At 68.5% G+C, this 24,690-nt stretch carries 25 protein-coding genes; 15 read left to right on the top strand and 10 right to left on the bottom strand.

All coding sequences use genetic code 11. The annotated features are described in order from the left end of the window. Positions 1 to 3: 3 nt before the first annotated feature. Positions 4 to 1,506 carry an Asp-tRNA(Asn)/Glu-tRNA(Gln) amidotransferase subunit GatA gene (gene gatA / locus M9799_RS07480; protein ID WP_231043059.1) on the bottom strand — a complete coding sequence of 501 codons (1,503 nt, stop codon included), beginning with the start codon at positions 1,504 to 1,506 and terminating at the stop codon, positions 4 to 6. A 10-nt stretch (positions 1,507 to 1,516) separates the two neighbouring features. Continuing rightward, positions 1,517 to 1,816 (bottom strand): Asp-tRNA(Asn)/Glu-tRNA(Gln) amidotransferase subunit GatC, encoded by a 300-nt coding sequence (gene gatC / locus M9799_RS07475; protein WP_231043060.1) that lies wholly within the window; start codon positions 1,814 to 1,816, stop codon positions 1,517 to 1,519. Between the two features lie 209 nt (positions 1,817 to 2,025). Here gatC and M9799_RS07470 point away from each other — a divergent pair, with 209 nt between their 5' ends. From M9799_RS07470 to mrdA, 4 genes are all read left to right on the top strand, one after another. Then, positions 2,026 to 3,069, top strand: a complete 1,044-nt coding sequence (locus M9799_RS07470) for a rod shape-determining protein (protein ID WP_231043061.1) — start codon at positions 2,026 to 2,028, stop codon at positions 3,067 to 3,069. An 89-nt stretch (positions 3,070 to 3,158) separates the two neighbouring features. Then, positions 3,159 to 4,151 (top strand): rod shape-determining protein MreC, encoded by a 993-nt coding sequence (gene mreC, locus M9799_RS07465; RefSeq protein WP_231043062.1) that lies wholly within the window; start codon positions 3,159 to 3,161, stop codon positions 4,149 to 4,151. Then, positions 4,148 to 4,666, top strand: a complete 519-nt coding sequence (gene mreD / locus M9799_RS07460) for a rod shape-determining protein MreD (RefSeq protein ID WP_231043063.1) — start codon at positions 4,148 to 4,150, stop codon at positions 4,664 to 4,666. Before mreC ends, mreD begins: the two co-directional genes overlap by 4 nt. A gap of 63 nt (positions 4,667 to 4,729) precedes the next feature. Next, positions 4,730 to 6,841 (top strand): penicillin-binding protein 2, encoded by a 2,112-nt coding sequence (gene mrdA, locus M9799_RS07455; protein ID WP_231043064.1) that lies wholly within the window; start codon positions 4,730 to 4,732, stop codon positions 6,839 to 6,841. On the opposite strand, the gene M9799_RS07450 is transcribed toward mrdA, so the two are convergent. The 6 genes from M9799_RS07450 to M9799_RS07425 form a co-directional block, all read right to left on the bottom strand. Then, a complete protein-coding gene (locus M9799_RS07450; RefSeq protein ID WP_231043065.1) occupies positions 6,838 to 7,533 on the bottom strand; it encodes a hypothetical protein in 696 nt (231 codons plus the stop codon). The genes mrdA and M9799_RS07450 overlap by 4 nt on opposite strands. A gap of 41 nt (positions 7,534 to 7,574) precedes the next feature. Then, positions 7,575 to 8,315 (bottom strand): amino acid ABC transporter ATP-binding protein, encoded by a 741-nt coding sequence (locus M9799_RS07445; RefSeq protein WP_231043066.1) that lies wholly within the window; start codon positions 8,313 to 8,315, stop codon positions 7,575 to 7,577. Beyond that, positions 8,312 to 9,094, bottom strand: a complete 783-nt coding sequence (locus M9799_RS07440; protein ID WP_231043067.1) for an amino acid ABC transporter permease — start codon at positions 9,092 to 9,094, stop codon at positions 8,312 to 8,314. Before M9799_RS07440 ends, M9799_RS07445 begins: the two co-directional genes overlap by 4 nt. Before the next feature lie 41 nt (positions 9,095 to 9,135). After that, entirely contained in the window at positions 9,136 to 9,909 is a 774-nt protein-coding gene (locus tag M9799_RS07435) for an ABC transporter substrate-binding protein (protein ID WP_231043068.1), read from the bottom strand. A 141-nt stretch (positions 9,910 to 10,050) separates the two neighbouring features. Continuing rightward, entirely contained in the window at positions 10,051 to 10,809 is a 759-nt protein-coding gene (locus M9799_RS07430) for a sulfite exporter TauE/SafE family protein (RefSeq protein ID WP_231043069.1), read from the bottom strand. A gap of 317 nt (positions 10,810 to 11,126) precedes the next feature. Continuing rightward, positions 11,127 to 12,866, bottom strand: coding sequence for a GMC family oxidoreductase (locus M9799_RS07425; RefSeq protein WP_231043070.1), 1,740 nt, complete (start codon positions 12,864 to 12,866; stop codon positions 11,127 to 11,129). A gap of 285 nt (positions 12,867 to 13,151) precedes the next feature. Here M9799_RS07425 and M9799_RS07420 point away from each other — a divergent pair, with 285 nt between their 5' ends. The 6 genes from M9799_RS07420 (at position 13,152) to M9799_RS07395 (ending at position 18,215) form a co-directional block, all read left to right on the top strand. Continuing rightward, entirely contained in the window at positions 13,152 to 14,291 is a 1,140-nt protein-coding gene (locus M9799_RS07420) for an MlaE family ABC transporter permease (protein WP_231043071.1), read from the top strand. A 3-nt stretch (positions 14,292 to 14,294) separates the two neighbouring features. Continuing rightward, positions 14,295 to 15,134 carry an ABC transporter ATP-binding protein gene (locus tag M9799_RS07415; RefSeq protein WP_231043072.1) on the top strand — a complete coding sequence of 280 codons (840 nt, stop codon included), beginning with the start codon at positions 14,295 to 14,297 and terminating at the stop codon, positions 15,132 to 15,134. Continuing rightward, entirely contained in the window at positions 15,134 to 16,111 is a 978-nt protein-coding gene (locus M9799_RS07410; RefSeq protein ID WP_231043073.1) for an MlaD family protein, read from the top strand. The genes M9799_RS07415 and M9799_RS07410 overlap by 1 nt, the downstream gene beginning before the upstream one ends. Positions 16,112 to 16,120: 9 nt before the next feature. Next, positions 16,121 to 16,798 (top strand): ABC-type transport auxiliary lipoprotein family protein, encoded by a 678-nt coding sequence (locus tag M9799_RS07405; RefSeq protein ID WP_231043074.1) that lies wholly within the window; start codon positions 16,121 to 16,123, stop codon positions 16,796 to 16,798. 186 nt (positions 16,799 to 16,984) lie between these two features. After that, complete coding sequence (locus M9799_RS07400) at positions 16,985 to 17,362, top strand: hypothetical protein (RefSeq protein WP_231043075.1); 378 nt, start codon at positions 16,985 to 16,987, stop codon at positions 17,360 to 17,362. A 163-nt stretch (positions 17,363 to 17,525) separates the two neighbouring features. Beyond that, a complete protein-coding gene (locus tag M9799_RS07395) occupies positions 17,526 to 18,215 on the top strand; it encodes a dienelactone hydrolase family protein (protein ID WP_231043076.1) in 690 nt (229 codons plus the stop codon). Positions 18,216 to 18,295: 80 nt separating this feature from the next. On the opposite strand, the gene M9799_RS07390 is transcribed toward M9799_RS07395, so the two are convergent. Both M9799_RS07390 and hemB read right to left on the bottom strand, forming a co-directional pair. Continuing rightward, complete coding sequence (locus M9799_RS07390) at positions 18,296 to 19,408, bottom strand: magnesium transporter CorA family protein (protein ID WP_231043077.1); 1,113 nt, start codon at positions 19,406 to 19,408, stop codon at positions 18,296 to 18,298. Between the two features lie 56 nt (positions 19,409 to 19,464). After that, positions 19,465 to 20,478, bottom strand: coding sequence for a porphobilinogen synthase (hemB, locus tag M9799_RS07385; protein ID WP_231043078.1), 1,014 nt, complete (start codon positions 20,476 to 20,478; stop codon positions 19,465 to 19,467). Between the two features lie 142 nt (positions 20,479 to 20,620). On the opposite strand from hemB, the gene M9799_RS07380 reads away from it, so the two are divergent. The 5 genes from M9799_RS07380 to M9799_RS07360 all read left to right on the top strand — a co-directional run bounded on the left by M9799_RS07380 (position 20,621) and on the right by M9799_RS07360 (position 24,626). Beyond that, the gene (locus tag M9799_RS07380) at positions 20,621 to 21,049 is read left to right on the top strand and encodes a CopD family protein (protein WP_231043079.1); all 429 of its coding nucleotides are present in this window, start codon (positions 20,621 to 20,623) and stop codon (positions 21,047 to 21,049) included. Positions 21,050 to 21,068: 19 nt separating this feature from the next. Beyond that, the gene (locus tag M9799_RS07375; protein ID WP_231043080.1) at positions 21,069 to 22,175 is read left to right on the top strand and encodes a VanZ family protein; all 1,107 of its coding nucleotides are present in this window, start codon (positions 21,069 to 21,071) and stop codon (positions 22,173 to 22,175) included. A gap of 82 nt (positions 22,176 to 22,257) precedes the next feature. Continuing rightward, positions 22,258 to 22,674, top strand: a complete 417-nt coding sequence (locus M9799_RS07370; RefSeq protein WP_422688968.1) for a (2Fe-2S) ferredoxin domain-containing protein — start codon at positions 22,258 to 22,260, stop codon at positions 22,672 to 22,674. A gap of 66 nt (positions 22,675 to 22,740) precedes the next feature. After that, entirely contained in the window at positions 22,741 to 23,382 is a 642-nt protein-coding gene (locus M9799_RS07365) for an alpha/beta hydrolase (RefSeq protein WP_231043081.1), read from the top strand. 77 nt (positions 23,383 to 23,459) lie between these two features. Then, complete coding sequence (locus M9799_RS07360) at positions 23,460 to 24,626, top strand: D-alanyl-D-alanine carboxypeptidase family protein (protein WP_231043082.1); 1,167 nt, start codon at positions 23,460 to 23,462, stop codon at positions 24,624 to 24,626. The last annotated feature ends 64 nt before the right edge of the window (positions 24,627 to 24,690 follow it).

The following is a 24,690-nucleotide window of genomic DNA, read 5'->3' as shown; positions in this document are numbered from 1 at the left end:
TGATTACAGAGCCATGCCGGCCGGTTGGCGCAGGTGGAAGTCGGTCGCTTGCTGGAAGCGGTGGGCGGCGCCCAGCAGCTGGCCTTCGCGGAAGTAGTTGCCGATCAGCTGCAGGCCCACGGGCATGCCGCCTTCGCCGAAGCCCACGGGCAGGCTCATGCCGGGCAGGCCGGCCAGCGACGCCGGCAGGGTGTAGATGTCGGCCAGGTAGTCGGTCAGCGGATCGTGCTTGGCGCCCAGCGCCCAGGCCACCGTGGGGGCCACCGGGCCGGCAATGACGTCGCACTGCTGGAACGCGGCCTGGAAGTCGTCGGCGATCATGCGGCGGATCTTCTGCGCCTGCAGGTAGAAGGCGTCGTAGTAGCCCTCGCTGAGCACGTAGGCGCCCATCATGATGCGGCGCTTGACCTCGTCGCCAAAGCCTTCGGCGCGGGTCTTCTTGTACATGTCGACCAGGTCGGCGTAGTCCTTGGCGCGGTGGCCGAACTTCACGCCGTCGAAGCGCGACAGGTTGGACGAGGCCTCGGCCGGCGCCAGGATGTAATAGACCGGGATCGACAGCTCGGTGCGCGGCAGGTGGATCGGCACCAGCGTCGCGCCGAGCTTCACGTATTCCTGCAGCGCGGCATCGATGGCGGCGCTCACGTCGCTCGACAGGCCGGCGCCGAAGAACTCCTCGGGCACGCCGATGCGCAGGCCGGCGATGTCGTTGTTCAGCGCCGCGCCGAAGTTCTCGACCGGACGGTCGAGCGAAGTCGAGTCGCGGTCGAGGTCGGGGCCGCACATCGCGCTCAGCAGCAGCGCGCAGTCCTCGGCGCTGCGCGCCATCGGGCCGGCCTGGTCCAGGCTCGAGGCATAGACGATCATGCCGTAGCGCGAGGCGCGGCCATAGGTCGGCTTGATGCCGGTGATGCCGCAGAACGATGCCGGCTGGCGGATCGAGCCGCCGGTATCGGTGCCGGTCACGGCCGGCGCCAGGCGCGCGGCCACGGCGACGGCGGAGCCGCCCGAGGAGCCGCCGGGCACGCGCGACAGGTCCCAGGGGTTGCGCACCGGCGCGGGCGCGTCGAAGCCGATCGGCGCCACGGCCGAGTTCTCGTTGGCCGAGCCCATGCCGAATTCATCGCAGTTGAGCTTGCCCAGCGTCACGGCGCCGGCCTCGGCCAGGCGTGTGACCACCGTCGCGTCGAAGGGCGAGCGGTAGCCGGCCAGCATCTTCGAGCCGGCCGTCGTGGGGAAGTCGCGCGTGACGAAAAGGTCCTTGTGGGCAATGGGCACGCCGGTCAGCGTGCCGGCGTGGCCCGCGGCGAGCTGCGCATCGGCGGCGCGCGCCTGGGCCAGCGTGGCTTCCTCGTCGAGCGCCACATAGGCCCCCAGCTCGGTCTGCGCCCTGGCGCGGTTCAGGAAATGCTGGGCGGTCTCAACGGCGGACACCTGGCGCGTGCGCAGCTGCTGGGCCAGCGCGGTCACGCTCAGGTCGTGCAGGTCGGTGGAATGCGAAGTCATGCGGAAAGCCTTACTCGATCACTTTGGGAACCAGGAACAGGCCGCGCTCGACGGCCGGTGCGTTTTGCTGGTTGGCTTCGCGGTTGTCCGGCTCGCTGGCGACATCCTCGCGCAGGCGCAATTGCACGTCCTCGATGGCGGCCACGGGGTGCGACAGCGGCACGATGCCCGAGGTGTCCACGGCCTGCATCTTCTCGACGATGCCGAAGAATTCATTGAGTTGCGAAAGCATGCGCTCACTCTCGGTGGAGGATAGTTCGAGCCGCGCCAGATTGGCGATGCGCTCGATGTCGTGAGAGGTCAGTGCCATAGGGTTTTGAAAGGAGGAAACCAGAAGTAAAGCTGTGATCCGGGTCAAGTCGGCAAGGGTTGTTCACAGGGGATACGGTATTATCTCGGCTTTGCCGCACTACCACCTTTTGAAGCGGTATTTGCGGCATCGACCCCTATTGCACTCCCACCCCCCTGATACCTGGCGATGCCCGGCCGACGCGCCGTCCATGCCTGAGAGGACTTTGAATGTTCGGAGCTTTTCGTCGGTACTTCTCCACCGACCTGGCCATTGACCTTGGCACAGCCAACACGCTTATTTTCGCCCGAGACAAGGGCATCGTCCTGGACGAACCCTCGGTTGTCGCCATCCGCCACGAAGGCGGTCCGCACGGCAAGAAGGTGATCCAGGCCGTCGGCAGCGAAGCCAAGGCCATGCTCGGCAAGGTGCCGGGCAACATCGAAGCCATCCGCCCGATGAAGGACGGCGTCATTGCCGACTTCGTCATCACCGAGCAGATGATCAAGCAGTTTATCAAGATGGTGCATCCGCGTACGCTGTTTTCGCCCAGCCCGCGCATCATCATCTGCGTGCCCTGCGGCTCGACCCAGGTCGAGCGCCGCGCCATCAAGGACGCGGCGGAAGCCGCAGGCGCGCGCACCGTGCATCTGATCGAGGAGCCGATGGCCGCGGGCATCGGCGCCGGCCTGCCGGTGTCCGAAGCCTCGGGCTCGATGGTCGTCGACATCGGCGGCGGCACGACCGAGGTCGGCGTCATCTCGCTGGGCGGCATGGTCTACAAGGGCTCGGTGCGCGTGGGCGGCGACAAGTTCGACGAAAGCATCATCAGCTACATCCGCCGCAACTATGGCATGCTGATCGGCGAGCCCACTGCGGAATTGATCAAGAAGCAGATCGGCTCGGCCTTTCCCGGCTCCGAGGTGCGCGAGATCGAAGTCAAGGGCCGCAACCTGTCCGAAGGCGTGCCGCGCAGCTTCACCATCTCCAGCAACGAGGTGCTCGAAGCGCTGACCGAGCCGCTGAACCAGATCGTCTCGGCCGTGAAGAACGCGCTCGAGCAGACTCCGCCCGAGCTGGGCGCCGACATCGCCGAGCGCGGCATGATGCTGACCGGCGGCGGCGCGCTGCTGCGCGACCTCGACCGTCTGCTGGCCGAGGAAACCGGCCTGCCGGTGCTGGTTGCCGAAGAGCCGCTGACCTGCGTGGTGCGCGGCTGCGGCATGGCCCTCGAGACGCTCGACCGCCAAGGCAGCATCTTCACCAGCGAGTGAGCCGCGGGCTGCATGGACCGCGCTGAGCGGCGAGAAGTGAGACACATGGCTGCGCAAGCATTTGCACCGCCACAGGCAGGATGGGCATGATGCCGCTGGGAACTCTTGACCGGCGCGTGCCTTCGCTGTTCCGCCAGGGCCCGTCGGCCCTGTCGCAGCTGGCTTTCTACAGCGCCCTGGCGCTGTTTCTGATGGTGGCCGACGCGCGCTTCAAGCTCACCGAACCGGTGCGCCAGGCGGTGGCCACCGTGCTCTATCCCGTGCAATGGCTCATGGTCCAGCCGGTGGCGCTGGTCAACGAAGGCATGGGCTACCTGCAGTCGATGGAGCAGGCGCAGGCGCAGGTGCGCGCTGCCGACCAGCGGCTGGCACAGGTCGCGCAAAGCGCCCACCTGGCCGAGCAGCTGCAGGACGAGAACCTGCACCTGCGCGCGCTGCTGGCGCTGCGCGAGCACCTGCCCAGCCCGGGCCAGGCGGCCGAAGTCATCCACGACACCCCCGATCCCTACACGCGCCGCGTCGTCATCGACCGCGGCGAGACTTCGAAGATCGCGCTCGGCTCGCCGGTGCTCGATGCCAACGGCGTGCTGGGCCAGGTGACGCGCGTCTATCCGCTGCGCAGCGAGGTCACGCTGCTGATCGACCGCGACCAGGCGATTCCCGTCTTCAACCCGCGCACCGGCGCGCGCAGCGTCGCCTATGGCGACCCTGCGCCCGGCGGCGGCGGCAGCATCGAGCTGCGTTTCGTGCCGAGCAACGCCGATGTGGTCGAGGGCGACCTGCTCACCACCAGCGGCGTCGATGGCGTCTATCCCGCCGGCATCCCGGTGGCGCGCGTGCTGCGCGTCGAGCACCGCGCCGATTCGGCGTTCTCGCGCATCCACTGCGAGCCCATGGCCCGGGTCCAGCAGGCGCGCCACGTGCTGGTGCTGGCGCCGCAGGCGCTGGCGTCGGCGGACGATGCGCCCGCGGCGCAGGCCCCGGCCGCCAAGCCCGCGGCAACGCCTGCCGCCAGGCCGGCAGCGGCGCCCGCTGCGCCCGCTGCCCCGGCCGCGCGCGCGCCCCAGGAGAATCAGCGATGATCATGCCGCGCGGCCAGCCGCTGCTGCTGCCGGTCAATCCGGTGTTCATGGGCGCCAGCCTGTTTGCGGCGCTGGCCCTCAACATGCTGCCGCTGGGCCGCGTCGCCTGGCTGCCTGATCTGCTGCTGCTGCTGCTGGCTTTCTGGAGCGTGCACCAGCCCCAGCGTGTGGGCATGGGCCTGGCCTTCGTCTTCGGCCTGTGCATGGACGTGCAGCACAGCGCGCTGCTGGGCCAGCACGCGCTGGTCTATTGCCTGCTGCTGTTCGGCACCAAGAGCGTGCGCCGGCGCCTGCTCTGGTTCAGCCTGCCGGTGCAGGCGCTGCAGCTGCTGCCGCTGTTCTTCCTGGCGCATGCCGTGGCGCTGGTCGTGCGGATGATCGGCGGGGGCGATTTCCCGGGCTGGAGCGTCGTCATCGCCCCGGCCGTCGAGGCCCTGCTCTGGCCCCTGGCCAGCGGCTTGCTGCTCGCGCCCCAGCGGCGCGCGCCCGATGCCGACGAAAACCGGCCGCTGTGAGGTGCGCATGACGGGGGTACGTTCCGCCTTGGGCTGCGCGCGGCATGCATGGAGGGCCGCAGCATGATGGAAGTGCTCGACTCCGAAGCCGAACAGTCGCGCTTCAGGCTGCGGGTCTGGGTGGTCGGGGCCGTCGTGCTGCTGGCCTTCGGCCTGCTGGTCTGGCGCCTGCTGGTGCTGCAGGTGGTGCGCCATGAAGACCTGTCCGAACGCGCCGAGAGCAACCGCACGGCGGTCGTGCCGATCGTGCCCAACCGCGGCCAGATCCTGGACCGCAACGGCGTGGTGCTGGCCACCAACTACGCCGCCTACACGCTCGAGATCACGCGCTCCAAGGTCAAGGACCTGGAGGCGACGATCGACGAGCTCGCGACCCTGGTCGAGATCACGCCGCGCGACCGGCGCAAGTTCAAGCGCCTGGTCGAGGACTCGAAGAATTTCGAGTCCCTGCCGATCCGCACCCGCCTGAGCGACGAGGAGGTCGCGCATTTCGCGGCCCAGCGCTACCGCTTCCCGGGCGTGGACATCAAGGCGCGGCTGTTCCGCTCCTATCCGCTGGAAGAGACCGCCAGCCATGTGATCGGCTACATCGGCCGCATCAACCAGCGCGAGAAGGAGGCGCTCGAGGACTCCGAGCACGCCGCGAACTACCGCGGCACCGAGGTCATCGGCAAGCTGGGCATCGAGCAGAGCTACGAGCAGGACCTGCACGGCCTCACCGGCTGGGAGCAGCTTGAGACCTCGGCCGGCGGCTACGCGGTGCGCAAGCTCGGCAGCCGCGCCGCCACGCCGGGCGACAGCCTGGTGCTGTCGCTCGACATCCGCCTGCAGCGCATGATCGAGCAGCTCTACGGCAACCGCCGCGGCGCGCTGGTCGCCATCGACCCGCGCAACGGCGAGGTGCTGGCCATGGTCAGCCGCCCGGCCTTCGACCTGAACCTGTTCGTCGACGGCATCGACCAGGAAAGCTGGACCCAGCTCAACGAATCGATGGACCGCCCCATGCTCAACCGCGCGCTGCGCGGCACCTACCCGCCGGGCTCGACCTACAAGCCCTTCATGGCGCTGGGCGCGCTGGAGCTCGGCGCGCGCCGCACCGACACCGTCGTCCAGGACAACGGCAGCTGGACCTTTGGCGGCCACACCTTCCGCAGCGGCCACCCCAACGGCCCGGTCGACATGCACCGCGCGATCGTCAAGTCGAGCAACGTGTACTTCTACCAGCTGGCCAACGACATGGGCGTGGACACCATGCACGACTTCATGAAGCCGCTGGGCTTCGGCCAGCTCACCGGCATCGACGTGCGCGGCGAGGCGCGCGGCGTGCTGCCGAGCCAGGAGTGGAAACGCAACACCTACAAGCGCCCCGAGCAGAAGAAGTGGTATGCGGGCGAGACCATCTCGCTGGGCATCGGCCAGGGCTACAACAACTTCACGCTGCTGCAGCTGGCGCACGCCACGGCCACGCTGGCCAACCGCGGCGTCAAGCACCAGCCGCACCTGGGCCTGGGCAAGGTCGACGCGCTGACCCGGCGCTACGAGCCGCTGGCGCAGCCCGCGGGCATCGACCTGGGCTACAAGCCGCAGAACGTCGAGGCGGTGCGCCGCGCGGTGGCCGCGGTCACCGTGGAGGGCACGGCGCGCGGCCTGTTCATGGGCGCGCCCTACACCTCGGCCGGCAAGACCGGTACGGCCCAGGCCGTGACCGTGGGCCAGAAGGACCGGTACAACGCCGCGCGGCTCAGCGAATACCAGCGCGACCATTCGCTCTACATGGCTTACGCGCCGGCCGACAACCCCACCATCGCGCTGGCGCTGATCGTGGAGAACGCGGGCTTTGGCGCTGCCGCCGCAGGGCCGATCGCGCGCCGGGTGTTCGACTACTGGCTGCTGGGACAGTATCCCAGCGAAGAGGACATGGCCTCGGTGCGCGCGGGCCAGGCACGCACGCCGATGGGCCAGCCGCGCCGCGCCAACGACATTCCCGTGCCTTCCGACAGCATTGCGCTCGAAGGCCTGCCGCGCCGCCCGCTGCCCGATCCCTTCCCGCCGGCCACGCCTGAGGGAACGGCTCCGGCCACGGCTCCCGGCAACTTGCGCCCGCCGAACGCTGCGGCTGCCGCAGCGACTGCTGCCGCAGCGGCGGCCAGTGCGGCCTGGGTACCCGAAGACTAGCGCGTGCGGCCTTCGCGCAGCCGGCGCAGCTGCAGCGCGGCCACGATGGCCAGCGCCGGCAGCATCCACTCGAGGATTTCCTCCAGGCTCAGCAGCACGTGCAGCAGCGTCTGCGGCACATAGTGATGCACGCCCCATTCCTCCAGCGAGGCGGGCGTGCGGTCGGCGATCTTGGCAAACACCAAGGCGGCGATCAGCATGGCCACCGTGACCATGGGCGCATTCCAGCGCGAAAGGGGCGCCAGCCAGCGCCGCAGATGGCGCTTTGCCAGCCAGGCGCCCGCGGCCACGATCGGCAGCAGGATCGCCAGCGCCACGGCAATCTGCCACAGCGGTGCATCGATGTAGAAGCGCGACTTCAGGATGCTGATGTCGAACAGCGCCTTGTGCAGGTCCATCTCGCGCAGGGCCATGGCCAGCAGCAGCAGCGCCGCGCTCACGGCGTCCAGCGGGGCTTCACGTCCATGCCAGGCCAGCACGCAAACGAACGCCACGGCATAGACCCAGATGGTGCTGCGCTCGACAAAGCCGTCTTCCTGCAGGAACCCCAGGGGGATCACCTGCGGCACCAGCAGCCCGACCACGATGGCAATGGCGGCGGCCGCAAGAGTGACATACAGGCCGAGCAGCGACTCGGAAGAGGGCAGCCAGCGGCTGCGGTGCGCGGAGGCGCCAAGAGGGGCGGAGTTCAAGGGGATGGCCTGTATGGACGCGAAAGAGAATGATTCTAGTCCTACCGGTCCAGGCGCCCGATGAACGCGCGGATGCGCTCGCTGGCGGGCTGGCCGAAGAATTCCGCCGGTGGGGCTTCATGCGCGATGCGGCCCTGGTCGAAAAAGAGCACGCGGTCGGCCACCTCGCGCGCAAAGCCCATCTCGTGGGTCACGACCACCATCGCCATGCCCGCGTGCGCGAGCTCGCGCATCACGTCCAGCACCTCCTGGACCATTTCCGGGTCCAGCGCCGAAGTCGGCTCGTCGAACAGCATGACCTTGGGCTGCATCGCCAGCGCGCGCGCGATGGCCACGCGCTGCTGCTGCCCGCCCGACAGCTGCCAGGGGTATTTGCCGCCATGCTCGTGCAGGCCCACGCGGCGCAGCAGCGCCATGGCCTGTTCCTCGGCCTGCGCCCGCGGCGTGCGGTGCACGCGCCGCGGCGCCAGCGTCAGGTTGTCCAGCACCGTCAGGTGGCCGAACAGGTTGAAATGCTGGAACACCATGCCCACGTCGATGCGCTGGCGCTGCAGCGTCGCCTCGTTCGAGCTGACAGGCACGCCGCCGATCGTGATGCTGCCGCTGTCGTGCGGCTCGAGCCGGTTGATCGCGCGCAGCAGCGTGGACTTGCCCGAGCCGGAGGCGCCGATGATGACGCTGACCTCGCCGGTGCAGAACTGCGTCGTGACGTCGCGCAGCACCAGGTGCGGACCGAAGGACTTGCAGACCCGTTCGACGACGATATAGGGCAGGCCCCTCATTGCGCGCGCCCCTCGATGTCGAAGCGGTACTCGATGGCCTGCGTGGCCTGGGTCACGAGCGTGGTCAGCAGCAGATAGGTCAGCGCCACCGTGCCCAGCGAGGCGATGGGCTGGAAGGTTTCCGACTGCAGGCGGTTGCCGACATTGGTCAGCTCGACCACGCCGATCGCATAGGCCAGCGACGAGTCCTTGAGCAGCGCCACGAAGTTGCTGACCAGCGGCGGCAGCGCCATCTTGAAGGCCTGCGGCATGACCACGTCGAAGAACACCTGGCGCCGGGCCAGGCCCAGCGCGCGTGCGGCCTCGGTCTGGCCCTGCGGCACGGCCAGCAGGCCGGCGCGGATGGCTTCGCTGTTGTAGGCACCGGCATTGAGGCCAAGCGCCAGCACGGCCGCCGAGAATTCCGGCAGCCGCAGGCTGGGCACCAGCACCGGCAGCGCGAAATACACGAACAGGATCTGCACCAGCAGCGGCGTGCCGCGGATCACCCACAGGTACAAGCGCGCGATCCAGCGCAGCAGCGCCCAGCGCGAGGTGCGCGCCAGCGCCGTGGCCGTGCCCAGCACCAGCCCCACGGCGCCGCTGATCAGCGTCAGTCCCAAAGTGGTGCGCGCGCCCTCGGCGAAGATCTGCGCGCTCGAGCCTATGGGCTCGGGCAGCCAGGACAGCAGCCAGCCCAGCGCGGCCATCACCAGCACCAGCAGCAGCAGTGCCAGCACCAGCGTGGCGTTGCTGCGTTGCAGGCGCGTCCAGTCGGCGGGCCACAGAGGATTGGGCATGGGGCAGGACCGGCAGTTAGGCTTGTGTAGTGGATCGGCCGTCAGGGCTGGGCCGGGCAGCGGATGTCTTCCTGGAAGTATTTCTGCGAGACCTGGGCATAGCTGCCGTCGTCCATGACCGCCTGCAGCGCCTGCGACCAGGCGTCGGCCAGCGCGGTGTTGCCCAGCTTCACGGCCGCGGCGATACGCTCGGTGGTGACCCGGTCGCCGATATGGAAGCCCGCGTTGGGCGATTTGCGCAGCAGCTCCTTGGCGACGAAGCGGTCGGTGACCATGGCATCGACGCGCCTGGAGGCCAGCGCGCTGCGCGCATCGCTGTCCGACGGGAAGTTCTTCACCGACTTGACGCCCGGCAGGCGCCGGACCTCGGCCGCATAGGTGGTGCCGGTCTGCACCGCGATGAGCTTGCCGGCAAGATCCCGGGCGCTGCGCAGCGCCGGGTTCATCGAGACCACGGTGCCGCCCGAGCAATAGTGCGGCGCGGTGAAGGTGACGGCCTTGGCGCGCTCGTCGGTGATGGCATGCGAGGCGATGGCCACGTCCCAGCGGTCCTGCTGCAGGCCGGTGAGCAGCGCGTCGAAGCCCAGCGCCTTCCATTGCGGCCTGAGCCCCATCTTGCGCGCCACCAGTTCGGCCACTTCGACCTCGAAGCCCGCGAGCTGCTGGTCCTTGAAGTAGTTGAAGGGCGCGTACTGGCCCTCGGTGGCCAGCAGCAGCGTGCCGTCCTTGCGCACCGCGTCCAGCGGCCGTGCCGCCAGCGGAGTGGCGCCCGCGCACAGCAGCGCCACGAGAGCAAAGGTCTGCAGAATGTTCATGCGCATCTCCTGAGCAGGGCCGGACCCTGGCGTCATGATGGCGCGCGCAGCGCACTGCGGCACGCGCCTGAAACGCATAGTGTTGCGCTGAAAGGCCTGCAGCCGTTGCAAGCGCTTGCTGGCTTGAGGGTTGCTGCCTGGTCAGCGCAGAAAAGCGTCGTAGCCGGTCTTCAGGATCAGCGCGCTGACCACCACGATGAAGATGCCGCGCACGAAGCCCGTGCCGTGGCGCAGCGCCATGTGCGTGCCCAGCAGGCTGCCCAGCACGTTCGCCAGCGCCAGCGGCACCGCGAAGTGCCACCAGACATGGCCCTTCATGCCGAACAGCACGATGGCCGCGACGTTGGTCGCGATGTTGAGCAGCTTGGCCGAGACCGAGGCATTGAGGAAGTCATAGCCCAGCAGGCGCACGAACAGGAACACGAAGAAGCTGCCGGTGCCCGGGCCGAAGAAGCCGTCGTAGAAGCCGATCACTAGGCCGATGGCGCAGGCCGCGAGGGTCTGGGCCCGGCCCGCATAGCGCGGCGCATGGTGGCGGCCCATGTCCTTCTTGATCAGCGTATAGATCAGCACGGCGACCAGCACCAGCGGCAGCAGCTTGCGCAGGAAATCGGAGGAGATGACGGTGACCGCCCAGGCGCCGGCAAAGGATCCGGCGAAGCTGACGGCAATGGCGGGGGTCAGTGAAGCCCAGGGAATGTCGACGCGGCGGCTGTATTTCCAGGCCGACATCGTCGTGCCCCAGACCGATGCACTCTTGCCGGTGCCCAGCAGCGTGGCCGGCGGGGCATGGGGAAACGCCGCGAAAATGGCCGGCACGAGGATCAACCCGCCGCCGCCCACGATTGCATCGATAAACCCGGCCAGCAGCGAGGCCAGCGATACGAGGAGCCATTCCATATGGACCGGAATTGTCGCACTGCGGACGAGGCTGCAGGCCGTCCTCAGACCAATAAAGCGACAGCCAGAACAATAAAAAAGCGCCGGACTGGCCGGCGCTTCGTGAAGGCATCTCGCTGTATGCTTTTTGAATATTGGTCTGCTTGTCGAGTCGTCTCCTCGGCTCCTCTTCGTCGCACCGAGGTGCACTTGAGTGCATGGACTTTAGCGCCTGCACCCGCTTGGTGCATTGGGGGTTTCCCGAGGTGCATTGCGGCCACAGCGCAGCTAAAAGGTAACTTTTTGCAACCGTGGCGGTGCTTTCGTCGAGGTCGGCCTCAGGCGCCCACTGCCGCAGGCGCGCGCGGCGCGGTGACCGCGGTGGCGGCCGGTTCGGCCCGTCCCTTGCGTATCCATTCCGCCACCTTCTCGGCCATCATCAGCGTCGGCGAATTCGTGTTGCCGCTGGTGATGGTCGGCATCGCGCCCGCATCGACCACGCGCAGCCCGGCAATGCCACGCACGCGCAGCTGGCTGTCGAGCACGGCCATGGGGTCGTCCGCGCGGCCCATCTTCGTGGTGCCCACGGGATGGAAGATGGTGGTGGCGATGTCGCCCGCCAGGCGTGCGAGCTCCTCGTCGGTCTGGAACTGCACGCCGGGCTTGAACTCCTCGGGCGCGAAGCGCGCCAGCGCCGGCTGGGCGCAGATTCGCCGCGTGAGGCGCAGGCTGTCGGCCGCGACCTGACGGTCCTCGGCAGTGCTGAGGTAATTCGGCGCGATGGCCGGCGCCTGGCGGAAATCCGGGCCCTGGATCCGCACCGTGCCGCGGCTGGTCGGGTTGAGATTGCAGACGCTGGCGGTGAAAGCCGGGAAGGCATGCAGCGGCTCGCCGAATGCATCGAGCGACAACGGCTGCACGTGGTATTCGAGGTTCGGATGGGGCTGGTCGGGGCGGCTGCGCGTGAACGCGCCGAGCTGCGAGGGCGCCATGCTCATCGGCCCGCTGCGCCGCAGCGCGTACTCCATGCCGATGCGCGCCTTGCCCAGCAGGCTCGATGCCAGCGTGTTGAGCGTGGGCGCGCCCTGGATCTTGAACACCGTGCGGATCTGCAGATGGTCCTGCAGGTTGGCGCCCACGCCGGGCAGGTCCTGGACCACTGCGATGCCGTGCCGCTGCAGCAGTGCTCCGGGGCCGATGCCCGACAGCTGCAGCAGCTGCGGCGAGTTGATGGCGCCGGCGCAGAGCAGCACCTCGCAGTTGGCATGCACCGTTTCGATGCCTTCGCCGGTCGCGACCTCGACGCCGGTGCAGCGCCGGCTGCCGTCGGCCTGCGTCTGCACCAGCAGCCGCTTGGCCTGGGCCATGGTCCACATCTCGAAGTTGGCGCGGCCGTAGCAGGCCGGGCGCAGGAAGGCCTTGGCCGTGTTCCAGCGCCAGCCGGACTTCTGGTTGACCTCGAAATAGCCCACGCCCTCGTTGTCGCCGCCATTGAAGTCGTCGCTCGCGGGAATGCCGGCCTGCTGCGCGGCCTGGGAAAACGCATCCAGGATGTCCCAGCGCAGGCGCTGCTTCTCGACGCGCCACTCGCCGCTGCTGCCGTGGCTGCGATGGCCATGCAGGCTCTTGAAACGGGCATCGGCCCCCGGGGCACCGGCATTGCCGCCGACATCGAGCCGCCAGTGGTCCTCATGGCGCATGAAGTGCGGCAGGCTGTTGTCCCAGCGCCAGGCATCGTCGCCCGTGAGCTGCGCCCAGTGGTCGTAGTCGCGTGCCTGGCCGCGCATGTAGATCATGCCGTTGATGCTGCTGCAGCCGCCCAGCGTCTTGCCGCGCGGATAGCGCAGGCTGCGGCCGTTGAGGCCGGGTTCGGCCTCGGTCTGGTAGAGCCAGTCGGTGCGCGGGTTGCCGATGCAGTAGAGATAGCCCACGGGAATGTGGATCCAGTGGTAGTCGTCCTTGCGCCCGGCCTCGATCAGCAGCACGCGCTTGCTGCGGTCGGCGCTCAGGCGGTTGCACAGCAGCGCTCCGGCCGTGCCGCCGCCGATGATGATGTAGTCGAAGGTGGTGTCGCTCATGTGCGTGGGGCGGCGCGGCGCGCGGAAATGGAGGGGCTGCGGTCCATTGTGCGGATCGCCTGCAGGCTGTCGATAGGGAAAGCGCGGGGGGCGGCCAGGGAGCACGGGGGCGTGGCGGCGGCTTTTTTTGCCGCGTGGGGTGGCTTGCGCTAGAGTGCAGGTCGAGGTCGCGTCCTGCGTGGAGCGGCCTGCCGGATATGCAAAACTGGTTGCCGACCCGTACTTGTGGGGCGGGTCGTTTCCGCCTTCACCGTCTTCATGCCGCCATCGTCCATCCCTTCCGTCGTGCTTGATCCCGCTTCGGCGAGCCGCGCCCCAACCGGCCGCGCCTCAGCCGGCCGCGCCTCAGCCGGCCGCGCCCTGCTTCAGGGCGACTGGACTGCCGCGGGCATTGCCGACCGCGCAGCCTGGCGCCGGCTGCAGCGCGAGCTGGATGCGGTGGACAAGGACGCGGTCTGGGACCTGGCCAACATCGGCCGCCTCGATTACGTGGGCGCGCAGATCCTCTGGCGCCACTGGGGCGCCAAATGGCCGGCGGAATATGCGCTGAGCGACGCGCAGCGCGAGATCCTCGAGCGCGTCGCGGAACTGAGCCAGGTCGAGAAGCCCGAGCGCGAGCGCTGGCATCCACTGGACCAGATCGACAGCTTCGGGGTGCTGGTGCTGGCCGGCTGCAGCCATGTCAAGGACCTGGTGGAGCTGATCGGCCAGCTGCTGCTGGACTTCTGCCGCCTGCTGCGCCGGCCGCAGCGCGGGCCGTGGCGCGATTTCTCGGGCCATCTCTACAGCATGGGCGCGACGGCGCTGCCGATCACGGCGCTGGTGGGCTTCCTGATCGGCGTGGTGCTGGCCTTCCTGATGGCGCTGCAGCTGCGCCAGTTCGGCGCCGAATCCTTCATCGTCAACATCCTGGGCATCTCGCTGATCCGCGAGCTCGGGCCGCTGCTGGCGGCGATCCTGGTGGCGGGCCGCACCGGCTCGGCCATCACCGCGCAGATCGGGGTCATGCGCGTCAACGAGGAATTGGACGCGATGCAGGTCATGGGCATATCGCACGGCTTCAGGCTGGTGCTGCCGCGCGCGCTGGCGCTGGCGCTGGCCATGCCGCTGGTGGCGGTCTGGACCACGCTGGCGGCGCTGGCCGGCGGCATGCTGGCAGCCGATCTGACGATGGGCATCACGCCCGCCTATTTCGCCCAGGCGCTGCCCTCGGCCGTGGAGTCCGCCAACCTCTGGATGGCGATGGGCAAGTCGATGGTCTTCGGCGTGCTGATCGCGCTGATCGGCTGCCACTGGGGGCTGCGCGTCGAGCCCAACACCCAGAGCCTGGGCAAGGGCACGACGGCCTCGGTGGTTTCGGCGATCACCATGGTGATCATCGTCGACGCCATCTTTGCCATCGTCTTCAAGGATGTGGGGATTTAGGCAATGGCGGCTACCGATCGCTCCGTATCTTCCCAGAACGCTTCCCAGGAAGCGCCCGTGGTCCGCATCGAAGGCTTGTGGAGCGTGTTCGGGCAGGGCGAAAAGGAATTCGCCGTGCACCAGGACCTGGAGCTGACGGTCGAGCGCGGCGAGATGCTGTCGATCGTCGGCGGTTCGGGCACGGGCAAGACGGTGCTGCTGCGCCAGATGCTGGGGCTGCTCAAGCCCAGCAAGGGCACGGTCGAGGTGCTGGGCCGCCCGGCCGCGGAGATGGGGCGCGAGGGCGCGGCCAGCCGTGTCGGCATGCTGTTCCAGCATGGCGCGCTGTTCTCGGCCTTCAATGTGCTCGACAACATCGCCTTTGCGCTGCGCGAGCAGGGCAGCCTGCCCGACGACCTGGTGTACGACGCGGCCATGGTCAAGCTGCAGATGGTCGGGCTCGAGCCCGCGCATGCAACGCGCATGCCCTCGGACCTCTCGGGCGGCATGATCAAGCGCGTGGCGCTGGCGCGCGCGCTGATCATGGACCCGCCGCTGCTGCTGCTGGACGAGCCCACGGCCGGGCTCGATCCCACCAGCGCCGATGAATTCTGCGCGCTGCTGCGCGAGCTGCACGCGTCGCTGGGGCTGACGCTGATCATGGTCACCCATGATCTCGACACGCTGTTCGCGCTGTCCTCGCGCGTGGCGGTGCTGGCCGAGAAGAGGGTGCTGGTCACGGGCACGCCGCGCGAGGTCGCGGCCCATGACCATCCCTTCATTGAAACCTTTTTCCGGGGAGAGCGGGGCCGTCGTGCCATGGCGCCCCTGAGCAACGGCCCCGAGGCCGCGGGAGAAACCTGATGGAAAACAAGTCGCATGCCATGGCGGCCGGGATCTTCGTGGTGCTGGTGGCGGCGTTGCTGGCCGGGCTGGCGCTGTGGCTGACCCGGGACCGCAACCAGTACACCCTGTACGAGATGACCACCAAGGACGGCATCGGCGGCCTGCAGCCGCAGGCGGCCGTGCGCTACAAGGGCGTGCCCGTGGGCAAGGTCATGAACATCGGCTTCGACCCGCAAGCCAACGGCAATGTGCTGATCCGCATCGCCGTGGACACCGCAACCCCGATCTCGCCCAACACCTTCGCCACCATGGGCTACCAGGGCGTCACCGGCCTGGCGCACATACAGCTCGACGACGCCACCGAACCCCCGCCGCCGCAGCCGCCAGGCCAGAGCGGCCTGCCGCGGCTGTGGCTCAAGTCCTCGCCGCTGAGCATGCTGGCCGACCAGGGGCCGGCGCTGCTGGGGCGCGTCGACGAAGTCACGCGCCGGGTCAACGACATCCTGGGCGACGAGAACCAGCGGCGCTTCAGCGAGATGCTGGACAACATCTCGGGCGCGGCGGCCAGCGTGCGCGATCTGAGCGCCGACGTGCAGCACACGCTCACCCAACGCGTCAACCCGGCGCTGGCCGATTTCCCCGCGTTGACCTCCGATGCGCGCAAGACGCTGCAGTCGCTGGACCAGGCCGGCCAGAACGCCGCCGCGGTCGCGGCCGACCTGGGCGAGACGGTGCAGCGCATCAATGCTCCCGAAGGGCCGCTCGAGCAGATCGCCGAAGGCACGCAGGCGCTGGTGCGCGCCGCGGACAGCCTGGGCCGCACCACCTTGCCCCATGTGAGCCGCGCCGCCGACGACGTGTCGCGCGCCGCGCGCCAGCTCGGCGCTGCCGCCGGCAGCTTCAGCGACAACCCGCAATCGGTGATCTACGGCAGCGGCCGCGCGATTCCCGGCCCGGGCGAGCCCGGTTTTGCGGCCCCTACCACCCAGCCTTAGGAATCCGCCATGTCCGCTTCTTTCCCCGAGATCGCACGCCGCGGCGCGCTGCGGGCCGCCGCCTCCATCGCCTGCCTGTGGCTGGCCGGCTGCTCGGTGCTGCCGCGTCCGCCGGCGCAGCCCGTGCGCTATGACTTTGGTCCCGTCATGCCTGCGGCGGCGGCTGCGGCGGCCGCCGTGCCCCAGGTGCCACGGCCCGCCATCGCGCTGGCCGAAGTCGAAGCCCCGGGCCTGCGCGACTCCGAGACCTCCGTGCTCTACCGCCTGGCCTATGCCGAATCGCAGGTGGTGCGTCCCTACCAGCTGGCGCGCTGGACGCTGCCGCCCGCACAGCTGGTGCAGCAGCGGCTGAGCAGCGGTCTGGGGCGTGATCGTGCGGTGCTGCTGGGCGGCGACGGCACCGCGCAGCCCAAGGTCGAGGGGCAGACGCCCGCAGTGCTCAAGGTCGAGCTCGAGGAATTCAGCCATGTGTTCCGCTCTGCGCAGGACAGCGTCGGCTGGGTGCGGCTGCGCGCCACGCTGGTGGACCGCCAGGCACAGGGCGACGTGCTGCTGGGCCAGACCACCTTCGTGGCCCAGCACCCCGCCGCCAGCCCGGACGCGGCCAGCGGCGTGCGCGCACTGACGCAAGCCACCGATCAGGTGATTGCCGAGTTGCAGGCATGGCTGAGCCAGCTGGGGCATTGAATGGTCGGTGCCGCGGCGGTGGAGCCGGCAACGGGCCGGTGTATCTTTCGCGCACTCGAGCGCATGCCGTTTCCTTCAAAGCACACATCAATAAATGCATCGATACTACAATATCGATTGTAAAAACTAATCAATGTGTCGATCCAGCGTCCCCTTGGGCTGCTGCGAGAAGAAATGGAAGGAACCATGCGCTCCCCACACCACCTGCAGGTGCCGTTGTGCATCTGCATTCTTTCGGCTGTCGCAGCCTTGGCCAGTATGGCCATGGGCTCGGCAGCTTCCCAGCAGATGGCGACAAAACGCCGTATTTCCCAGCAGTTGCAACAGGACATCGCGCAATGCGTGCAGCTTGACGGGGGCGAGGCAGTGTTCTGCCGACAGCAGGCCTTTCACCATGCCGAGGTGGCCAGGAGCGAGCTGCAGGTGCAGCGCCACGCCCTGCGGCAGGCAAGCAGGCGCCGGGTTGCAATGCATCGCGTCGGCGGGCCGGCGCAGTGCGGCGCCTTGCTGCAGCACCGGCTCGCACCCTGCGTCAGTGCAACGCCGGCATCGGCAGCTTCCTGAGCAGGCTGCCACGCGCCTCGGGCCTATGCTCGCGGCGGCTGGTGCATCCCGCTTTCTCCTGTAAGAATGCAGCAGTGGACTCGCGCATTGCCGCGCGTTACGGCACCTGCCGCGGCCCGGGCGCTGCGCAGGTGGATGCCAACCAATTGCAAAGGGAGACAGCATGGGAAGTTTCGTGAATTTGACCTCGGCTGACGGTTTTGTCGCACCTGCCTGGGTGGCTGTGCCGGACGGCCCGGTGCGCGGCGCCATCGTGGTGCTGCAGGAGATCTTCGGCGTCAACGCCCACATCCAGGCCGTGGCCGACCGCTTCGCGGCGCGCGGCTACGTTGCCGTGGCACCCTCGATGTTCGCGCGCGTGCAGCCCGACGTGAATCTGGGCTATGAAGGCGCCGACATGAAGCGCGGCCAGGAGCTCAAGGCCGCGACCGAGGCCCTGCCGGCACCCGGTGCCATGGCCGAAGTCGAGGCCGCCGTGGCGCACGCTGCGGCCATCAGCGCCGGCAAGGTCGGCATCGTCGGCTTCTGCTGGGGCGGCCTGGTGAGCTGGCGCGCCGCCTGCACGCTTCCCGACCTGTCCGCGGCCGTATGCTATTACGGCGGCGGCATGACCTCGCCCGCCGAAATGGGACGCGAGGCGCTGTGCCCGGTGCTGGCCCACTTCGCGCGCCAGGACCACTGGATCCCGCTCGACTCGGTCCAGGCCTTCGACCGTGACCACCCGGACGTCGAAGTGCATCTCTACGATGCCGACCATGGCTTCAACTGCGACCAGCGCGGTTCCTATGACGAAGCCAGTGCGCTGCTGGCGCGCGATCGGACGCTGGCATTTTTTGATAAGTACCTGGCTTGAAGGCGCTGGGCGAGCGTTGAAGAACGTTCGCGGTAAGCCCGTCGAAGGATGAACGTCCATCCTCGAGCCATCGCCCCGCCTCAAACATCCCTGTCGATGTGCTCCAGGTACCGCTTGCGCCAGAAGTAGGCGATCAGCACCAGCGACACCACGACCATGCCGGCCATGGCCCACCAGAAGCCGTCCTGCTTGTGCACGAGCGGAATGAACTCGAAGTTCATGCCGAACACCGCGGCAATCAGGTTCAGCGGAAGGAACACGGCGGTGATCGTGGTCAGCGTGCGCATGATGTCGTTGGCGCGGTTGCTCTGCAGCGAGAAGTGCATCTGCACCGCGGTTTCGGCGCTTTGCTCCAGGCGGCGCACGTGGTGGACCACGCGCTCGATATGTTCCAGCACGTCACGCGAGCGCACCTTGAGCAGCTCGCGCTCGCGCTGCGCGTGGGGCATGGCTTCCGGGGGCCAGGCGTCCAGCGCCTCGATCCATTCCTGGATCGCGGCGCGCTGGTCTTCGCAGATCTCGTCGAGCTGGTGCAGCGCCAGCCGGGCATCGAGGATCGCGCTCCAGTTGGAGATGCGCGCCTTGGGCTCGAGCAGTGCCGCCTGCCAGTGGTCGAGCTGGCGCGTGAGCTCGCGGCGCAGCTCCAGGTAACTGTCCACCATATGGTTGACCAGCCGCAGCATCAGGTCGGCCGGGCTGCTGGTGCGCCGGGCCTGGCCGCCACGCGTGTCGGTCGGCTGCTCCGACAGCAGCCGCTGCACGAAATGGGCGCGCACCGGGCAGGCCTCGGGATGCACGGTCAGCAGCAGATGATCGAACACCACCATGCCCACGGGCCGCGTCACGATGCGCGCCAGCACCGGCGCGCCATGCTGCGCACCGGCCGGTGGCGCGCCTGGCGCTGCCTCGCCGCTTTCCGCCGAGGCCAGGCGCTGGAACACCATCAGGTCATATTGCGAAGTCGCGTCGTAATTCGACGGCAGTTGCGCGTTGAGCAGGTCGGAGACATGCAGGTCGACCAGCGCCATGCCGCACTGCCTGTGCAGCATGGCCTGCAGCGCCGGCAGCTGGGCGGCAAACTCGGCGCGGGTGCACGAGACCCAATAGAAGCCCGTGGCAGAGGAAGGCGCCAGCGGCAGCTCCTCGCCCAGGTCCTGGGCGGGGCCGGTGGCGGCAATGTGAAGCGTGCGCATGGCGCGAGTCTAGCGGTCCCGGAGGAAGCCGGGGCCGGCCGCCCGGCATGAGCCGCTCAGAGGATGCCGCGCAATTTCTTTGCGGCGTCGATGGCGAAATAGGTCAAGACACCATCGGCACCCGCGCGCTTGAAGGCCAGCAGGCTTTCCATCATCACCGCGTCATGGTCCACCCAGCCGTTCGCGGCCGCGGCCTTGACCATCGCGTACTCGCCGGACACCTGATAGGCAAAGGTCGGCACCTTGAACTCGTCCTTCACGCGGCGCACGATGTCCAGGTACGGCATGCCGGGCTTGACCATCACCATGTCGGCGCCTTCGGCCAGGTCCAGCGCGACCTCGCGCAGCGCCTCGTCGCTGTTGCCTGGGTCCATCTGGTAGACGTTCTTGTCGGCCTTGCCGAGCGCGCCGCGCGTGCCCACGGCATCGCGGAAGGGCCCGTAGAACGCGCTCGCGTACTTGGCGCTGTAGGCCATGATGCGGGTGTGGATGTGGCCGTGGTTCTCCAGCGCCTCGCGGATGGCGGCAATGCGCCCGTCCATCATGTCGCTGGGCGCGATCATGTCGACGCCGGCCTCGGCATGCGCCAGCGCCTGGCCGATGAGGATCTCGACGGTCTCGTCGTTGAGGATGTAGCCCGAGGCGTCCAGCAGGCCGTCCTGGCCGTGGCTGGTGTAGGGATCGAGCGCCACGTCGGTCATCACGCCCAGGCCGGGGAATTCCTTCTTCAGCGCACGCACGACGCGCGGGATCAGGCCGTCGGGGTTGAGCGCCTCCTTGCCGTCCGGTGTCTTGAGGCCGGCATCGATGGCCGGGAACAGCGCCAGCACCGGGATCTCGAGCTTCACGCATTCCTCGGCCACCGGCAGCAGCAGGTCCAGGCTCAGGCGGTCCACGCCGGGCATGGAGGGCACGGCCTCGCGCCGCTGCGTCCCCTCGTGCACGAACACCGGGTAGATCAGGTCGTGGGCCGTCAGCACGTTCTCGCGCACCAGATTGCGCGTGAACGGATCGCGGCGCAGGCGCCGCGGGCGGTTGTGGGGAAAGGGGGTGGGGCTGGAAAGATGCATCGGAAAATTGTGCCCCATTCGCTGCATGGGTGGCGCAGCGGCACGGCAAAAACTGCGGCGCCAGGCGGGGAAGCGGGTGCCGCGCAGGCCTGCGGCGCATGGTTTTGCGTGCCGGCACGCCCTACGCCCGTACACTGGCAGCATGCTATGGGTCAAAGCTTTTCATATCGTGTTCGTTGCGAGCTGGTTCGCGGGACTTTTCTATCTGCCGCGGATCTTCGTGAACCTGGCCATGGTGACGCCCGGATCGGTGGCCGAGCGCGAGCGCCTGATCCTGATGGCGCGCAAGCTGCTGCGCTTCACCACGCTGCTGGCCGTGCCGGCGCTGCTGCTGGGCCTGTGGCTGTGGCAGGGCTACGGCATCGGCCGCGGGCCCGGCAACGGCTGGATGCATGCCAAGCTGCTGGCCGTGCTGCTGGCGGTGGGTTACCACCATGCCTGCGCGCGGCTGCTGCGCAAGTTCATCGATGACGTGAACCAGCGCAGCCACCGCTGGTACCGCTGGTTCAACGAGGTGCCGGTGCTGCTGCTGGTCGCGGCGGTGGTGCTGGTCGTCGTCAAACCCTTCTGACGCCGGGAGCCGCGGCGCAGTGCACAAGACTTCCGCCTGGCCGCTGGCGCTGGTGTATGCGGCGCTGATCGTCTTCGCCAGCCTGTTTCCCTTCGCCGGCTGGCGCGCCCAGGGCATCAACCCCTGGGTGTTCTTCTCGGCCGACATTCCCCCTCCGTACTGGACCTGGTTCGACGTCAACATCAACATCGTCGGCTACGGCCCGCTGGGCTTCCTGCTGGCGCTGGCGCTGCTGCGCTCCGATGCGCCACGCGCGGCGGTGCCGGTCGCGGCCCTCGCGGGCACGCTGTTGTCGGCGGCCATGGAGTTCCTGCAGATCTACCTGCCGCGGCGCGTGCCCTCCAACATGGACCTGGCGCTGAACGCCGCCGGCACGCTGCTCGGCGCGCTGCTGGCGCTGGCGCTCGAGCGCCTGGGCGCCATCGACCGCTGGAGCCTGTTCCGCGCGCGCTGGTTCACGGCCCAGGCGCGCGGCGCCATCGTGCTGCTGGTGCTCTGGCCCGTGGCGCTGCTGGTGCCGGCGGCGGTGCCTTTCAGCCTGGGCCAGGTGTTCGAGCGCCTCGAGTCCTTCCTGACCGAGCTGCTCGAGGGCACGCCCTTTCTCGACTGGCTGCCGCTGCGCGACACGCCGCTGGTGCCGCTGTCGCCGGGCGGCGAGCTGCTGTGCGAGGTGCTGGGCCTGCTGGCGCCCTGCCTGCTGGCCTATTGCGTGGTGCCCAACATCGGGCGCCGCGCGGTGCTGGCGGTGCTGGGCGTCGGGCTGGGCATCGCGGCTACGGCGCTGTCGGCCGCGCTGAGCTACGGTCCCGTGCATGCCTGGGAATGGCTGGGGCTGCCGGCCCATCTGGCGATCTGGTTCGCGCTGGCGCTGGCCGCCGCGCTGATCGCGCTGCCCGCGCGCGCCTGCGCGGCGGTGCTGCTGCTGGTGCTGATGTGGCAGCTGAGCCTGCTCAACCAGGCGCCGACCAGCGCCTATTTCGCGCAGACGCTGCAGACCTGGGAGCAGGGGCGCTTCATCCGCTTCTATGGCCTGGGCCAGTGGCTGGGCTGGCTCTGGCCCTATGCCGCGCTGGTCTACGTGCTGCTCATGGTGGCGCGGCGCGAGCGCACATCCTCCAAGGGGTAGGCCTAGAATGGGCGCCATGAGCGACAACACTTCCAATCAGCTATCCGCAGCCCAGGCAGCTCTAGCAGCCGATGAAATTGGCATGGCCCAGCGGCAGGGCACCGAGGAAGGGCCGCCCCGCACCGACGGTGCCGTCCCCCTGGGGGGAAGCGGCGTGAGCCGCTCAGGGGAGAGCAACTACTATGCCCGCCATATTTTCTTCTGCTTGAACGAGCGTCAAAACGGTGAGGACTGCTGCGCGCTGCATGGCGCCAAGGCCGCTTTCGACCGCTGCAAGTCCCAGGTCAAGGCCGCGGGCCTGTCCGGCCCGGGCAAGGTGCGCGTCAACAAGGCCGGCTGCCTGGATCGCTGCGCGGGCGGGCCGGTGGCCGTGGTCTATCCCGAAGGCACCTGGTACACCTTTGTGGACAATGACGATATCGACGAGATCGTCGAGTCGCATCTGAAGAACGGCCAGATCGTCGAGCGCCTGCTCACGCCGCCGGAACTCGGCCGCTGAAACGCGCTCCATCCCAGCAGCCTTTTGTTTTTCAGGCGGAACCATTCGCCTCCCTGGAATTGCAACGTGAATGCCCAGACCGAACGCTTGACCCTGACGGGCGCCGCCGGCGCCATCGAGGCGCTGCGTGACGCCCCCCAACTGACCGCAGGCCAGGCGCCGCGCGGCGTCGCCGTCATCGCCCATCCGCACCCGCTGTTTGGCGGCAGCATGGACAACAAGGTGGTGCAGACCCTGGCACGCGCCTTCGTGCAAAGCGGTTTCACCGCCGTGCGCTTCAACTTCCGCGGCGTGGGCGCCAGCGCCGGCACCTACGATGCGGGCGGGGCCGAGCTGCAGGACCTGCTCGAGGTCGTGCGCCAGGTCGCGCCCGAAGGCCCGATCGCGCTGGCCGGCTTCTCCTTTGGCGCCTTCGTGACCAGCCATGCGCTGGCGCAGCTGTGGCCCGAGGGGCGGATCGAGCGCGCGGTGCTGGTCGGCACGGCCACCAGCCGCTTCAGCGTCGCGCCAGTGCCGCCCGAGGCCCAGCAGCGCACGCTGGTGATCCACGGCGAGGCCGACGATACCGTGGAGCTGGCCTCGGTCATGGATTGGGCGCGCCCGCAGATACTCCCTGTCACAGTTGTTCCAGGGGGCGGCCATTTCTTTCACGGACAATTGCCGCTGCTCAAGAGCCTGGTGGTGCGCCACCTGCTGCCGGGGCTGTGACGCCCAGCCGCAGCCGCCCGCACGCTTCCCCTCCCGCTGCACCGGCGGGCGTTTTTCAGTCTTTCTCCGAGCCTCAAATGACCCTCATCCGCACCTTGCGTGTACTTGCCGCGACCGCGGCAATCGCGCCTGCCCTTGCCCTCGCCCAGATCAGCCTGCCCCAGCCGCCCGAGATCGCCGCCCGCAACTACCTGTTGGTCGATGTGACGGCCAACCAGGTGCTGGGCGCCAAGGACATCGACGCCCCCATCGAGCAGGCCTCGCTGACCAAGCTGATGACCGGCTACCTGGTGTTCGATGCGCTGCGCGCCAAGAAGATCACGCTCGAGCAGCGCTTCCCGGTCAGCGAGCGCGCCTGGAAGATGCCCGGCTCGCGCATGTTCATCGACCCGAAGATGCAGGTGCCCGTCGACGACCTGATCAAGGGCATGATCGTGCAGTCGGGCAACGACGCCACTGTGGCGCTGGCCGAGGGCGTCGGCGGTTCGCTGGAAAATTTCGTGCGCCTGATGAACGAGCAGGCCAAGGCCCTGGGCATGAAGGGCACGAACTACAAGAACCCCGAAGGCCTGACCGAGCCGGGCCACCTGACGACGGCGCGCGACCTGTCCATCCTGGCGCAGCGTCTGATGCAGGACTTCCCCGAGTACATGCACTACTACGCGACCAAGCAGTACCACTATGAAGGCACGCCCGCGTCGAACGGCACCAACCGCAACACGCTGCTGTTCCGCGACCCCACCGTCGACGGCCTGAAGACCGGCCATACCGCCGCGGCTGGCTATTGCCTGGTGTCCACATCCAAGCGCACCATGCCGCAGGTCGGCGAGCGCCGCCTGCTGTCGATCGTGCTGGGCGCGGCCAGCGCCAACTCGCGCGCCACCGAAAGCCAGAAGCTGCTGAACTGGGGCTACACCGCCTTCGATTCGGTCAAGCTGTTCGACGCCGGCCAGCCGGTGGCCACGCCCGCGGTCTGGAAGGGCCAGGCCAGCACCATCCAGATCGGCCAGGCCAAGCCGATCGTCGTCACGGTGCCCGCGGGCTCGGGCGGCAAGCTCAAGACCGAGGTCGTGCGCCAGGATCCGCTGATCGCGCCCTTCACCAAGGGCCAGGCCATGGGCACGCTCAAGGTGACGCTGGACGACAAGGTCGTGGCGGAAGTGCCGCTGGTGGCACTGGAGGCGGTCGAGCAGGCAGGCTTCTTCGGCCGGCTGTGGGATGCGATCCGTCTTTGGATCAAGTGAGAATTCGAAGCAGTTAGAGCACATTGCACGGCAGCGCACTAAGGGTAAGGCTAGGGCTTTCGCT

This window comes from Comamonas endophytica (genome assembly GCF_023634805.2).
Lineage (GTDB): Bacteria > Pseudomonadota > Gammaproteobacteria > Burkholderiales > Burkholderiaceae_C > Comamonas > Comamonas endophytica.
This window is presented reverse-complemented; position numbering and strand designations above follow the sequence as displayed.